General features: G+C 52.9%; 10 protein-coding genes and 1 pseudogene. 3 read left to right on the forward strand and 8 right to left on the reverse strand.

Translation table 11 applies throughout. From position 1 onward, the window contains the following. Nucleotides 1-97: 97 nt before the first annotated feature. The 3 genes from glpC to glpA are packed head-to-tail and all read right to left on the reverse strand — an operon-like array spanning nt 98 to nt 4162. Complete coding sequence (gene glpC, locus SK39_RS18950; protein WP_003027620.1) at nt 98-1288, reverse strand: anaerobic glycerol-3-phosphate dehydrogenase subunit GlpC; 1191 nt, start codon at nt 1286-1288, stop codon at nt 98-100. Continuing rightward, a complete protein-coding gene (gene glpB / locus SK39_RS18955; RefSeq protein WP_032936591.1) occupies nt 1285-2544 on the reverse strand; it encodes a glycerol-3-phosphate dehydrogenase subunit GlpB in 1260 nt (419 codons plus the stop codon). Before glpB ends, glpC begins: the two co-directional genes overlap by 4 nt. Continuing rightward, a complete protein-coding gene (gene glpA, locus SK39_RS18960) occupies nt 2534-4162 on the reverse strand; it encodes an anaerobic glycerol-3-phosphate dehydrogenase subunit A (RefSeq protein WP_003845117.1) in 1629 nt (542 codons plus the stop codon). Before glpA ends, glpB begins: the two co-directional genes overlap by 11 nt. Nucleotides 4163-4432: 270 nt before the next feature. Between glpA and glpT the strand changes: the two genes are divergently transcribed. Beyond that, nucleotides 4433-5791, forward strand: coding sequence for a glycerol-3-phosphate transporter (gene glpT, locus SK39_RS18965; protein ID WP_044701171.1), 1359 nt, complete (start codon nt 4433-4435; stop codon nt 5789-5791). A gap of 3 nt (nt 5792-5794) precedes the next feature. Next, the gene (gene glpQ, locus SK39_RS18970) at nt 5795-6862 is read left to right on the forward strand and encodes a glycerophosphodiester phosphodiesterase (RefSeq protein ID WP_003839410.1); all 1068 of its coding nucleotides are present in this window, start codon (nt 5795-5797) and stop codon (nt 6860-6862) included. Between the two features lie 62 nt (nt 6863-6924). Here the strand turns inward: glpQ and SK39_RS27890 are convergent. The 5 genes and pseudogenes from SK39_RS27890 to ubiG form a co-directional block, all read right to left on the reverse strand. Beyond that, nucleotides 6925-7014 (reverse strand): annotated as a pseudogene (locus SK39_RS27890) (hypothetical protein); the annotation flags it as partial. 21 nt (nt 7015-7035) lie between these two features. After that, nucleotides 7036-7290 carry a ferredoxin-like diferric-tyrosyl radical cofactor maintenance protein YfaE gene (gene yfaE / locus SK39_RS18975; protein ID WP_003027609.1) on the reverse strand — a complete coding sequence of 85 codons (255 nt, stop codon included), beginning with the start codon at nt 7288-7290 and terminating at the stop codon, nt 7036-7038. Further along, nucleotides 7290-8420 (reverse strand): class Ia ribonucleoside-diphosphate reductase subunit beta, encoded by a 1131-nt coding sequence (gene nrdB, locus SK39_RS18980; protein ID WP_003027605.1) that lies wholly within the window; start codon nt 8418-8420, stop codon nt 7290-7292. The genes yfaE and nrdB overlap by 1 nt, the downstream gene beginning before the upstream one ends. A gap of 110 nt (nt 8421-8530) precedes the next feature. Beyond that, complete coding sequence (nrdA, locus tag SK39_RS18985) at nt 8531-10816, reverse strand: class 1a ribonucleoside-diphosphate reductase subunit alpha (protein ID WP_003027604.1); 2286 nt, start codon at nt 10814-10816, stop codon at nt 8531-8533. Nucleotides 10817-11304: 488 nt separating this feature from the next. Further along, nucleotides 11305-12033 carry a bifunctional 2-polyprenyl-6-hydroxyphenol methylase/3-demethylubiquinol 3-O-methyltransferase UbiG gene (ubiG, locus tag SK39_RS18990; protein ID WP_003027601.1) on the reverse strand — a complete coding sequence of 243 codons (729 nt, stop codon included), beginning with the start codon at nt 12031-12033 and terminating at the stop codon, nt 11305-11307. Nucleotides 12034-12191: 158 nt separating this feature from the next. On the opposite strand from ubiG, the gene gyrA reads away from it, so the two are divergent. Next, nucleotides 12192-14828, forward strand: coding sequence for a DNA topoisomerase (ATP-hydrolyzing) subunit A (gyrA, locus tag SK39_RS18995; RefSeq protein ID WP_003027598.1), 2637 nt, complete (start codon nt 12192-12194; stop codon nt 14826-14828). Nucleotides 14829-14884 lie beyond the last annotated feature (56 nt).

Raw genomic sequence — 14884 nt, forward strand, 5'->3', positions numbered from 1 at the left:
GAATCAGAGATAAATATGTCCGACTGCAACGTATTCAATTAAGCGGAACGGGCTACGCAAAAAAATGCCCGGTAGCAAATACCACCGGGCAACAGGTTTAACCCAACGCTTTGGCAAGCAGGGTGATGGGATGTTCGCAACGCTTACTGGTAGACATCTCAATCTGCCATTTACAGGTTTCGCAGTCGGTGACGACGATATCAGCGCCGCTTTCTTCAATTTGGCGGAATAACGGTGCGCCAATAGACTGTGAAGTCGGATAGTTTTCCTTTTTAAAGCCGTAAGTCCCGGCAATCCCACAACACTGAGAATCCAGCACTGTCAGCTCCAGCCCCGGAATTTGTCGCAGTAGTTCCAGCGTGTAAAGCGTCCAGCCCATTTTCTCCATATGACATGGCGTGTGATAGACCACCTTCAGTGGCAGCGTTTTCAGCGGCAGCGTTTTACCTTCATCCAGCTTGCGCCACAGCCAGCGGGTTGCCAGTTCAATGTGTTCTCGCAGGCCTGAGTTGTCGACATCCAGCACTTCCGGATATTCATCACGTAGCGCAAAGGTACAGGTTGATGAGGTGGCGATCACCGGAATGCCTTTGCCATCAATCGCTTCCCGGAGTGAGGCCACGTTGCTGACCGCCTGTTTACGCGCTTTATCTGTAAATCCGTTAGCAATCAGCGGTACGCCACAGCATTTCTCTTTACTCAGCAGTTGCACGCCGGTTCCCATCGCATTCAACACCTTGATCAGGTCTTTGCCAAGCTGGGGATGGTTGTAATTCACAAAACAGCCGTGGAAAAAGGCGACCTGATCCTGATACTGCGCCTGCTGTGCGGCAATGCTGCGATACCAGCGGCGGAAGGTGCCAAAGGAGTACTTCGGCAGCGTACGGCGATGATCGATTTTTAGCGCGTAATCCAGCAACTGACGTACCGGTTTTAGTGAGGTGGCGGTATTCACTATTGGGGCGAAGGGGGTGGAAACGCTCCCCATTAAATCGGTATGGCTTAAGACGAAGTTACGCAGCGATGGGCGCGTCGTGTCGTATTTGGCGCGCGCGCGCTGGATGATATCGCCGATTTTCACGTCTGACGGACAGGCCACTTCGCAGCGTTTACAGTTGATGCAGTATTTCAGCGCATCGTCATATAGCGCGCCATCTTTCAGGCGCAGACGTTCACCGTCCGGGCCGGCCTGCTTAGGGCCCGGGTAGCTCGGGTTGACGCGGCTTACCGGGCAGGCGGTGGTGCACACCGTACATTTGATACAACTTTCAAAACGTGTGTCGCTCATTGCTGTCCTCCTGCACGTTTCGCAATATGATGTGCGGCATGTAAGGCGCTGACTGCGCACACGCCGCCTCCGCAACCCTGGGCGATAGGGTCGAATCCGCCGAGGACGGAACCGATGGCGTACATGTTCTCTATCGTTTTTCCCGCCAGTGATGGGCGCAATGTGGCATCGGTTGTGACGCCAAACAGTTGCCACGGTTGTGGATCGAAAACGTCACGCTGATACCACTCGGCGCGGGTAGCTGTTTGCTGTACATCCAGTCCCAGGATTGGTTCGTGGATTGCCTCACGCGTGGCGACCAGCCCGCTGCTGAAAAAACTGCCGCTGGCGAGCACGGCGAAACGTGGCCGCAAGGGGATATCGGCATGATTTCGGGTCCAGATTTCGCTGACCACGCCGTCCTGACAGGTGATTTTCTTCACTTCATCACCCGGCATCCACACACCGCCCTGGCGCACAAACTGGCGCTGCAATTTGTTGTGTAAACGCATGCCCAGTACCGAAGGAGGTAGGGTCGGTAACAGTGTCAGCGAGCAGGGGAGGCGCTCGTTAAGCCACTGCCAGAGCCGCTCATCTGCCAGACCAAAGCAGGCCGGCATGATTATCATGTCGCAGGTTTTTGCCATTGGCAGCAATGCGTCATAGAGCAGCGACCATTTATCTTCGTTATCCAGCAGGCGCGCAATATTAACGGCGCGAAACTCGGTTGGGTTATCACGCAGGACATCCAGTTCCGGCAGTTCGATTTCTGCCGTCTCGACGCTGAGATTACGTTGGCGTAATGACGCCGCGGCGAGATGCGCCTGAAAATCCAGTAACCCGCTAATCCCTACAACGCATATACGCTGCGCGGACAGCGGCCAGACCGGCACTTCCGGGGAACTTAACCAGGTTGAGCGCAGGGTGCCCAGCGGGGTAACACGTTGATGTGCCTGATGCACGTTGCCTTGCAAATGCGTTCCGCATTCTTCCAGTAAATTTTGTGCCTGCTGGGCCAGTTCCAGAACGTTCTGCGTTCCGATGGTGCTATACGGATGTGCGGGTGCCTGAGTGTACAGCGCATTCAAACCCGCTTCTATATCCGTCACCGGTTGACCATCGGGTAAGCTGCTGAGCAAATCCAGTGAGCCGGAGGAAAAATGCAGGGCGCTTTGGCCGCGGGTAACAATCGTGCAGCGCAGTCCGCTTTTTTGCAGTTGCAGGCCGCATAGCAGTCCAGCGAGGCCGCCGCCGATAATGACGGTATCAAATTTCATCCTGGTGCTCCTTTTCCAGACCACACAACCCTTGATAAACCCAGCGAGTGAATTCGCTTTCGCGCAGTGCATCTCCCCAGGCGATAGGCTGCACACCTTTCCAGCGTTCGTTGAGGAAGTCGGAAAGCTGAGTAATGGATTGTGCTGCGGTAGTGACATTAAAACGTTGCAGCAAACCTGCAGCGCGACAGGCACACAATTCGCCCTGGCAGGTCCCCATTCCGACGCGGGTACGGCGACGTAAATCGAGCAGACTGTTGACGGTTAGATTCTCGACGGCGTATTGCACTTCGCCTGCGGTGACCGCTTCGCATTCACAGACCAGGCTGCGATGTTGACGGCCTTCGCTCAGCCACGCTGGGGTACGATCCCCATGGCGATAGACTGCCGAACCGCGTAGCGGCGCAGGTAACGAAATAACGCGTTTAAGCGTATGCTCGGTAGATTCCTGTGAGCCAGGCAACGCGGTGTCTGCGGTTGTGCAAGGCTGGGTATTGCCCAGCTTACGGCAAACAGCATCGGTAGCCCATTCCGCCATCAGGCGGTAAGTCATCAGTTTGCCGCCGGTAATGGTGATAAACCCTTCCAGTCCGTCACGCTCTGCGTGATCGAACAGTACAATCCCACGGCTGACGTTACGACCGGTGGGATCGTCGTCGCTGGCCACCAGCGGACGTACGCCGGAGTAGGCGCGTAAAATGCGCGTTTTCGCCATAATCGGCGCCAGTTTCTCGCCTTCACGCAGCAGAATGTCGACTTCTTCTGCGGTGACGCGGTTGCTGTCGATATCATCGTAATCAATGTGCTGCGAGGTGGTACCGATCAATGAGATGGTATCGCCTGGCACCAGAATATCGGCGTCAGACGGTTTACGGCAGCGGTTGATGACATGCTGGTTAATGCGATGATCCATAATCAGCAACGAACCTTTGGCCGGGAACATACGGATGCTCAGATCGGCATATTCCGCAATGCGTTGACCCCAGATCCCGGCGGCGTTAACGACAACCGGTGCATGCAGGGACTGCATTTCGCCCGTCAGATGATTGCGCACATTAACGCCGCAAACCGTCGCGCCTTCGCGAATCAGCCCTGTCACTTCATGCGCCGTTAAGATAACCGCGCCATGCTCACGCGCATCCAGCATGTTGGCGGCGGTTAAGCGGAAAGGATCAACCGTGCCGTCAGGCACTTTTACCGCACCAATCAGCTGTGGATTCACGGAAGGTTCGATAATACGTGCCTGCTGAGGGTCAATCGCTTCTGCGCGAATCCCTGCTTCTTCACAGGCGCGAATAAAGGTCGCCTGAAAGGAGAGCTCATCCTCCGGCAGGGTAATAAACAGACCGTCCGTTGGCTCAACGCAATGGCGGGCGATACGTTTCAGAATTTGGTTTTCGCTGATGCACTCACGGGCAGATTCAGCATCGGTGACGGCGTAGCGTGCACCGCTGTGCAGCAGGCCGTGGTTGCGCCCGGTCGCACCTGTGGCGATATCGTGGCGTTCCACTAAGATGACGCGCAACCCGCGCAGCGCACAATCGCGTGCGATCCCTGCACCTGTTGCTCCTCCACCAATGATAATCACGTCACTTGTTTGCGAGTCGCGAGTTTTCATTGTTTTTCCTCACAGTTCGTTTTTTATCATTTAGCCACATAAAAAACATGGATTGTTTGATTTCGCGCATAATCGCTCATTATTCGAAAATGAAACGTGATTTCGTGCGCCTTTATGAACATTTGTCATAAATCTGTAACAATATGTGCTGCGTTTCACATTTTTGTTATGTATCTTTCCTTAACATCGCGGCCACACTGGGAGCGGTAGGGTAGTAATGACGAACTGCAGTGTTTACTTCGAATGAAAGACGGCCACGGAGGCTACACTATGTTGAGCATTTTTAAACCAGCGTCACACACGGCGCGTTTGCCTGCAGCGGAGATCGACCCGACATATCGTCGATTACGTTGGCAGATTTTTCTGGGGATTTTCTTTGGTTATGCCGCGTACTATCTGGTACGTAAGAACTTTGCCCTTGCGATGCCGTATCTGGTTGAGCAGGGGTTCTCGCGTGGCGATCTGGGTTTTGCGTTGTCCGGTATCTCCATTGCTTACGGATTTTCGAAATTCATCATGGGGTCCGTTTCGGATCGCTCGAATCCGCGCGTTTTCCTGCCAGCGGGTCTGATACTGGCTGCGGCAGTGATGTTGTTTATGGGCTTTGTGCCGTGGGCGACATCGAGCATCGCGGTAATGTTTGTGCTGCTGTTCCTCTGCGGATGGTTCCAGGGGATGGGCTGGCCGCCGTGTGGTCGTACCATGGTGCACTGGTGGTCGCAGAAAGAGCGTGGCGGCATCGTTTCCGTTTGGAACTGTGCGCATAACGTGGGTGGCGGTCTGCCTCCTCTGTTGTTCCTGCTGGGTATGGCCTGGTTCAATGACTGGAAAGCGGCGCTGTACATGCCTGCTTTCGGTGCGATCGTTGTCGCGCTGTTTGCTTTTGCTTTGATGCGTGATACGCCGCAGTCCTGTGGTCTGCCGCCAATCGAAGAGTACAAGAACGATTATCCGGACGATTACAACGAGAAAGCGGAAGAAGAGCTGACTGCGAAGCAGATCTTCATGCAGTACGTACTGCCGAACAAACTGTTGTGGTACATCGCTATCGCCAACGTGTTTGTTTATCTGCTGCGCTACGGCATCCTGGACTGGTCGCCGACTTACCTGAAAGAAGTGAAGCATTTTGCACTGGATAAATCATCCTGGGCCTACTTCCTGTATGAATATGCGGGTATTCCGGGCACGCTGCTGTGTGGCTGGATGTCGGATAAAGTCTTCCGTGGAAACCGTGGCGCGACCGGCGTGTTCTTTATGACGCTGGTGACGATTGCGACCATCGTTTACTGGATGAACCCGGCAGGCAACCCGAACGTAGATATGGCTTGTATGATTATCATCGGCTTCCTGATCTACGGCCCGGTCATGTTGATTGGTCTGCATGCGCTGGAACTGGCACCGAAAAAAGCGGCAGGTACGGCGGCTGGCTTTACTGGTCTGTTCGGTTATCTCGGCGGTTCTGTGGCTGCGAGCGCCATTGTCGGCTACACCGTTGACTTCTTCGGTTGGGACGGCGGCTTTATGGTGATGATTGGCGGTAGTGTGCTGGCGGTTATTCTGCTGGTAGTCGTCATGATTGGCGAAAAACGCCATCACGAAGAGATCCAGCTCAAGCGTAACGGGGGCTAATAGATGAAAACCACATTGAAAAGTCTCAGCGTGGCGCTGATGCTGGCAGGTATGGTTGTGAGCAGCGCGGCGGTTGCCGCAGATAAAGTCGTGATTGCGCACCGTGGCGCCAGCGGTTATCTACCGGAGCATACGTTACCTGCGAAAGCGATGGCCTATGCTCAGGGAGCGGATTACCTGGAACAGGATTTGGTGATGACTAAGGACGACCATCTGGTCGTCCTGCATGACCACTATCTTGACCGCGTCACCGATGTTGCCGAGCGTTTCCCGGATCGCGCGCGTAAAGATGGGCGTTACTACGCTATCGACTTTACGCTGGATGAGATCAAGTCGCTGAAGTTTACTGAAGGCTTTGATATCGAAAATGGCAAAAAGGTCCAGACCTACCCGGGGCGTTTCCCGATGGGTAAATCTGATTTCCGTGTGCACACTTTCGAAGAAGAAATTGAGTTCGTTCAGGGATTAAATCATTCAACCGGTAAAAACATCGGCATTTACCCGGAAATGAAAGCGCCGTGGTTCCATCATCAGGAAGGGAAGGACATTGCGGCTAAAACGCTGGAAGTACTGAAAAAGTACGGGTACACCGACAAGAACGATAAGGTCTATCTGCAGTGTTTTGATGTCGCAGAGTTAAAGCGCATTAAGAATGAACTGGAACCGAAGATGGGGATGGATCTCAATCTGGTACAGTTGATTGCGTACACTGACTGGAATGAAACTCAGGAGAAAAAGCCAGACGGCAGTTGGGTTAATTACAACTACGACTGGATGTTTAAACCGGGTGCCATGAAGCAGGTTGCGCAGTATGCGGACGGCATTGGGCCGGACTACCACATGCTGATTGATGAGAAGTCGAAGAAGGGCAATATCTCGTTAACTGGCATGGTGCAGGACGCACATCAGAATAAGATGGTGGTGCATCCGTATACCGTTCGCGCCGATCAACTGCCGGATTACACCACTGACGTAAACCAGCTGTATGACATTCTTTATAACAAAGCGGGTGTTGACGGGCTGTTCACCGATTTCCCCGACAAAGCAGTGAAATTCCTGAACAAAGAGTAATGGCATAAGGCCTGTGATGCACCTCCGGTCACAGGCCTTATTGGACGAAACGTGATTAACTGCTAGATAAGGCCGTCTGCTGTTAACGTTTTCCTACATGCCTGCAGGAGAAATAAAGGGCTGCCGTTCATCGGCGGCTCTTTTACCAGTAACAATTTTTATCCCGCCTTGCGTTACAGCTCTATTTCAATATCGCCTTTTGCCCGGCAACAGCAGGGCAATATTTCACCCGGTTGAATGAAGGCCAGAGGTTCGGCAATCCAGTCAACCTGTCCCGCCACCAGGCGGGTACGACAGGAGCCGCAGTAGCCTTCACGACACTGATATTCGACTTCAACATCGTGCGACTCGAGTGCGGCAAGTAGGGAAGGATGTTCATCCTGGCACAGCAGTTGTGTGCCAGAGATGCGCAAAGTCACGCGGCCCATCAGAGCTGGAAGTTACTCAGGTCGTCGGTATCAACTTCCGAATCGATCTGACCGACCAGATAAGAGCTGACTTCCACTTCCTGCGGTGCGACCTGGACGTTATCAGACACCAGCCAGGTATTGATCCACGGGATCGGGTTAGAGCGGGTCTGGAAAGGCAGATCGAGTCCGACAGCCTGCATACGGATGTTGGTGATGTACTCAACGTACTGGCACAGAATGTCTTTGTTCAGGCCAATCATTGAGCCATCACGGAACAGATAGTCCGCCCACTCTTTTTCCTGCAGCGCGGCCTGTACGAACAGGTCGTAGCATTCTTGTTTGCACTCTTCGGCAATTTCCGCCATCTCCGGATCGTCTACACCGCTGCGCAGAAGGTTCAGCATATGCTGAGTACCGGTCAGATGCAGGGCTTCGTCGCGGGCGATCAGACGAATAATTTTCGCGTTGCCTTCCATTAGTTCACGTTCGGCGAATGCGAAGGAGCAGGCGAAGCTGACATAAAAGCGGATCGCTTCCAGCGCGTTGACGCTCATCAGGCACAGATACAGCTTCTTCTTCAGCTCACGCAGGTTTACGACAACCGTTTTGCCATTAACGGTATGCGTACCTTCACCGAGCAAATGCCAGTAGCTGGTCATCTCGATCAATTCGTCGTAGTAGCTGGAAATACCTTCTGCGCGTTTCTGGATTTGCTCATTAGTGACGATATCGTCAAACACCACCGCCGGATCGTTAACGATATTGCGAATAATATGAGTGTAGGAGCGGGAATGGATAGTTTCAGAAAACGCCCACGTTTCCACCCAGGTTTCCAGTTCAGGGATCGAGATTAACGGCAGCAGCGCGACGTTTGGACTACGTCCCTGAATGGAGTCCAGCAGCGTCTGATACTTCAGGTTGCTGATGAAGATATGTTTTTCATGTTCCGGCAATGCCTGGAAATCGATACGATCGCGAGAAACATCGACCTCTTCCGGACGCCAGAAGAAAGAGAGCTGCTTTTCGATCAGTTTTTCAAAGATGTCATATTTTTGCTGATCGTAGCGGGCGACGTTCACCGGCTGGCCGAAGAACATCGGTTCCAGAAGCTGATCATTTTTCGTCTGTGAAAAAGTGGTGTATGCCATTGATGAGAATCCTGTCTGGAATGTACTGCCGGATGCGCTTTGCTTATCCGGCCTACAATACCGCGAATTAATTTGTAGGCCGGGTAAGCGCTACGCCACCCGGCAAAAGATTAAATCTTACATGCGCCGCTTTCGCAGCCATCGTCCTGAATGGACGGTACCAGATCGTCCTGAGAGTCTTCCGCACCGTCACGGGTGTTCTGATAATACAGCGTTTTGACACCAAATTTGTAGGCGGTGAGCAGGTCTTTCAGCAACTGCTGCATCGGTACTTTTCCGGATGGGAAGCGCGACGGATCGTAGTTGGTGTTGGCAGAAATCGACTGATCAATAAATTTCTGCATGATACCTACCAGCTGCAGATAGCCGTCGTTGTTCGGCATTTCCCACAGCAGTTCGTATGCGTCGTGCAGGTGTTCGTAGTCCGGCACGACCTGACGCAGAATTCCATCTTTCGATGCTTTGATGCTCACGTAACCGCGTGGTGGTTCAATACCATTGGTGGCGTTGGAGATCTGCGAAGAGGTCTCGGACGGCATCAGAGCGGAGAGCGTGGAGTTACGCAGACCGTGAGTTTTAATTGATTCGCGCAGGCTTTCCCAGTTGTAATGCAGGGATTCGCTGACGATAGCATCCAGGTCTTTTTTATAGGTATCGATCGGCAGAATGCCTTTCGCATAGGTGGTTTCGTTAAACCACGGGCATGCGCCTTGCTCTTTCGCCAGCTCGTTAGACGCTTTCAGCAGGTAATACTGAATCGCTTCAAAGGTTTTGTGAGTCAGGTTATTGGCGCTGCCGTCAGAGTAACGTTTACCGTTTTTCGCTAGCCAGTAGGCATAGTTGATAACGCCAATACCCAGCGTACGACGACCCATCGCACCGCGTTTGGCGGCCGGAATCGGATAATCCTGGTAATCGAGCAGCGCATCCAACGCACGTACCGCCAGTACGGCCAGCTCTTCCAGTTCGTCCAGACTTTCGATAGCGCCCAGGTTAAATGCGGACAGCGTACACAGCGCAATTTCGCCGTTTTCATCGTTAACGTCGGTCAGCGGTTTGGTCGGCAGGGCGATTTCCAGGCACAGGTTGGACTGGCGTACCGGTGCGACAACCGGATCAAACGGGCTATGGGTGTTGCAGTGGTCAACGTTCTGAATATAGATACGACCGGTAGAGGCACGTTCCTGCATCATCAGTGAGAACAGCTCAACCGCTTTCACGCGCTGTTTGCGGATGCTGTCGTCGTTTTCATATTGGGTGTACAGACGTTCGAACTCATCCTGATCGGCGAAGAACGCGTCATACAGACCCGGGACGTCGGACGGGCTAAACAAGGTGATGTCGCCGCCTTTCAGCAAACGGGTGTACATCAGTTTGTTGATCTGTACGCCGTAGTCCATGTGACGAACGCGGTTGCCTTCGACGCCACGGTTGTTTTTCAGGACCAGCAGGCTTTCAACTTCCAGGTGCCACATTGGGTAGAACAGCGTGGCTGCACCGCCGCGTACGCCACCCTGAGAGCAGGATTTCACCGCAGTCTGGAAATGCTTGTAGAACGGAATACAACCGGTGTGGAACGCTTCACCGCCGCGAATCGGGCTACCCAGCGCACGGATGCGACCGGCGTTAATGCCGATACCGGCACGCTGAGAAACGTATTTCACAATCGCGCTGGAGGTTGCGTTGATGGAGTCAAGGCTGTCGCCGCACTCGATCAGTACGCAGGAGCTGAACTGACGCGTTGGGGTACGCACGCCGGACATAATCGGCGTCGGCAGCGAGATTTTGAACGTAGAAACGGCGTCGTAGAAACGTTTTACATATTGCAGACGTGTTTCACGCGGATAGTTAGAAAACAGGCAGGCTGCTACCAGAATGTAGAGGAACTGTGCGCTTTCATAGATCTCACCGGTAACACGGTTTTGCACCAGATATTTGCCTTCTAACTGCTTCACCGCAGCGTAGGAGAAGGTCATATCACGATCGTGTACGATGAACGAGTCCATCTGCTTGAACTCTTCTTCCGTGTAGTCTTCCAGCAGATGATTGTCGTATTTGCCCATTTCAACCATTTTCACGACATGGTCAAACAGTTTTGGCGGTTCAAACTCGCCATAGGCTTTTTTGCGCAGATGGAAAATCGCCAGACGGGCGGCCAGATACTGATAATCCGGCGCTTCGCGGGAGATCAGGTCGGCGGCAGCTTTGATGATTGTTTCATGGATATCGGAGGTCTTGATACCGTCATAAAACTGAATGTGGGAGCGCAGCTCGACCTGAGAGATCGATACGTTATTCAGTCCTTCTGCCGCCCAATCCAGAACTCGGTGGATTTTGTCGAGATTGATGCGCTCTGTACTACCATCACGCTTTGTCACCAGCAGACTCTGATTCATGTGGTTTTTTACCTGTCCGTGAAAGAAAAAATATCCCCCATATTATCCACAGAGTCATGTTGTGACTAAGTCTGTGGATAAATACTATATATAGGGGTTGTTTGATAAAATAGACGCTATATGGTGAGTATTCTAGTAGGGATTCTTTTCAGCACAAGAGTTGATTTTGAGGTTAAATTGAGGTTGCAAAAGGGTGAGAATCGCTAAGTGCGCGTCTTATAAGGCCTGGCGGGGATGTCAATAATTGAGAAAAAAAATAGAAATTTTGATCGAGTGCTGATTTCTTCATCTAAGGTAAGGAAAGTTCTTATGATCTGGCGCAAAAATTGCTGTACCGGTACTACTCAGGATTGGTAGGCGATGCGTAATAACGTAGGCCTGATAAGCGAAGCGCCATCAGGCTTTAAAGCCCGGAGTCGTGCCGGATGGCGGCGCTGGCGCGCTTTATCCGGCCTACAATCCAGCGTCATAAGGCCATGAGCGCTGGTTTATTCGCTTTTGGCGGTGGTATGCACCATATAGTTCACATCAACGCCCGGACCGAGTTTGAAGGTGTTGGTGATGGGGTTGTAGTGCAGGCCGGTCATATGACGCTCTTTCAGCACGGTCTGGTCAACCCACTCTAACAGTTCAGCGGGCTTAATGAATTTTTTCACATCATGCGTGCCTTTCGGCACCATCCGCAGAATATATTCCGCTCCGACCACCGCCATCAGCCAGGATTTGCCGTTGCGGTTAAGCGTGGAGAAAAAGACTTCGCCGCCCGGTTTAACCAGCCTGGCGCAGGCCCTGACCACCGACTGCGGATCTGGTACGTGCTCCAGCATTTCCATGCAGGTCACAACGTCATACTGATGCGCATGCTTATCCGCATGTTCTTCGACAGTTTCTTGTACGTACTCCACCTGGATGCCGCTCTCCAGCGCATGCAGTTTTGCGACCTGTAACGGTTCAAAGCCCATGTCCAGCCCGGTGACGGTTGCGCCTTCGCGCGCCATGCTTTCCGCCAGAATGCCGCCGCCGCAGCCGACGTCGAGAACCTTTTTACCAAACAGGCCGCCTGAGCGTTCAGTAATGTAGCCCAGACGCAGCGGGTTAATACGGTGCAGTGGCTTAAATTCACCCTCAAGATCCCACCAGCGTGACGCGACTGCTTCAAACTTGGCAATTTCTTCATGGTCAACGTTGTGAGTAACCGGGGGTTTTTCGGCATTCATTGGGGCTTCTACTCCTAAATTTGCGATGCAAATGAGTATATCAGCCTGACGGGATGAATAAAGCCTCTGTCAGGGGGAATCCATTTACCTGAATCTTCACGTATGTGTTATAATTTGCGACCTTTGAATCCGGGATACAGTAGAGGGATAGCGGTTAGATGAGCGACCTTGCGAGAGAAATTACACCGGTCAACATTGAGGAAGAGCTGAAGAGCTCCTATCTGGATTATGCGATGTCGGTCATTGTTGGCCGTGCGCTGCCAGACGTCCGAGATGGCCTGAAGCCGGTTCACCGTCGCGTACTTTACGCCATGAACGTATTGGGCAACGACTGGAATAAAGCCTATAAAAAATCTGCCCGTGTCGTTGGTGACGTAATCGGTAAATACCACCCTCATGGTGATACCGCCGTTTACGACACCATTGTTCGTATGGCGCAGCCATTCTCCTTGCGTTACATGCTGGTAGATGGTCAGGGTAACTTTGGTTCTGTCGATGGCGACTCCGCAGCGGCGATGCGTTATACGGAAATCCGTATGTCGAAAATCGCCCATGAGCTGATGGCTGACCTGGAAAAAGAAACGGTTGATTTCGTCGATAACTACGACGGCACCGAACAAATTCCTGACGTCATGCCGACCAAAATTCCTAACCTGCTGGTGAACGGTTCGTCCGGTATCGCGGTAGGTATGGCGACCAACATTCCGCCGCACAACCTGACTGAAGTGATCAACGGCTGTCTGGCATATATTGACGATGAAGACATCAGCATTGAAGGGCTGATGGAACATATTCCGGGTCCGGACTTCCCGACTGCAGCGATCATCAACGGTCGTCGTGGTATCGAAGAAGCCTACCGTACCGGCCGTGGCAAAGTGTACATTCGCGCACGCGCGGAAGTCGAAGCGGATGCCAAAACGGGTCGTGAAACCATCATCGTCCACGAAATTCCGTATCAGGTAAACAAAGCGCGCCTGATTGAGAAAATCGCCGAACTGGTAAAAGACAAACGCGTAGAAGGCATCAGCGCGCTGCGTGACGAGTCTGACAAAGACGGTATGCGCATAGTGATTGAAGTGAAACGCGATGCGGTCGGGGAAGTGGTTCTGAACAACCTTTACTCCCAGACCCAATTGCAGGTTTCCTTCGGTATCAACATGGTTGCATTGCACCATGGCCAGCCGAAGATCATGAACCTGAAAGATATTATTGCCGCGTTCGTACGTCACCGCCGTGAAGTCGTAACTCGTCGTACTATCTTTGAACTGCGTAAAGCCCGCGACCGTGCGCACATCCTTGAAGCGCTGGCGATTGCGCTGGCGAACATCGATCCGATCATCGAACTGATCCGCCGTGCGCCGACCCCGGCAGAAGCGAAAGCCGCGCTGGTTGCGCGTTCGTGGGAACTGGGCAACGTTTCCGCCATGCTGGAACGTGCTGGTGATGACGCCGCGCGCCCTGAGTGGCTGGAGCCGGAATTTGGCGTGCGTGACGGTCAGTACTACCTGACTGAACAGCAGGCTCAGGCTATTCTGGATCTGCGTTTGCAGAAACTGACCGGCCTTGAGCACGAAAAACTGCTCGACGAATACAAAGAGCTGCTGGAACAGATCGCTGAACTGCTGCACATTCTGGGCAGCGCAGATCGTCTGATGGAAGTTATCCGTGAAGAGATGGAGCTGATTCGTGAACAGTTCGGTGACGCTCGTCGGACCGAAATTACCGCGAACAGCGCTGACATCAACATCGAAGATCTGATTAACCAGGAAGATGTTGTCGTGACCTTGTCTCATCAGGGCTACGTGAAATATCAGCCGTTAACCGATTACGAAGCGCAGCGTCGTGGCGGTAAAGGCAAATCTGCAGCACGCATTAAAGAAGAAGACTTTATCGACCGCCTGCTGGTGGCCAACACCCATGACACGATCCTCTGCTTCTCCAGCCGTGGTCGTCTGTACTGGATGAAGGTTTATCAACTGCCGGAAGCGAGCCGTGGTGCGCGTGGACGTCCAATCGTTAACCTGCTGCCGCTGGAAGCGAACGAACGTATCACCGCAATTCTGCCGGTACGCGAGTACGAAGAGGGCGTCAACGTCTTCATGGCAACCGCCAGCGGTACCGTGAAGAAAACGGCATTGACCGAATTCAGCCGTCCGCGTTCTGCCGGTATTATCGCCGTCAACCTGAACGAAGGCGACGAACTGATTGGCGTTGATCTGACGTCCGGTAATGACGAAGTTATGCTGTTCTCTGCTGCCGGTAAAGTGGTGCGTTTTAAAGAGAACGCAGTTCGCGCGATGGGTCGTACGGCGACCGGTGTTCGCGGGATCAAACTGGCAGGTGAAGACTCCGTTGTTTCCCTGATCGTTCCACGCGGTGAAGGGGCAATCCTGACCGTCACGCAGAACGGTTACGGTAAGCGTACAGCGGAAAGCGAATACCCAACCAAGTCTCGTGGTACGCAGGGTGTTATCTCCATCAAAGTCACCGAGCGTAATGGCTCCGTTGTTGGCGCAGTACAGGTTGAAGATACCGACCAGATTATGATGATCACCGATGCAGGTACGCTGGTACGTACTCGCGTGTCGGAAATCAGCGTGGTAGGGCGTAATACCCAGGGTGTTATCCTTATCCGTACTGCGGAAGACGAAAACGTTGTGGGTCTGCAACGCGTTGCTGAACCGGTTGATGATGAAGAGCTCGACTCCATCGACGGAAGTGCAGCTGAAGGTGACGAGGATATCGCGCCTGAAGCGGAAAGCGATGATGATGCAGCGGATGACGCTGAAGAGTAATTAAAACGTAATAAGAAGGGCCGGAGAACTCCGGCCCTTTTTTTAATGGCATTGCG

The organism is Citrobacter sp. BIDMC107 (assembly GCF_001037575.1).
Lineage (GTDB): Bacteria > Pseudomonadota > Gammaproteobacteria > Enterobacterales > Enterobacteriaceae > Citrobacter > Citrobacter freundii.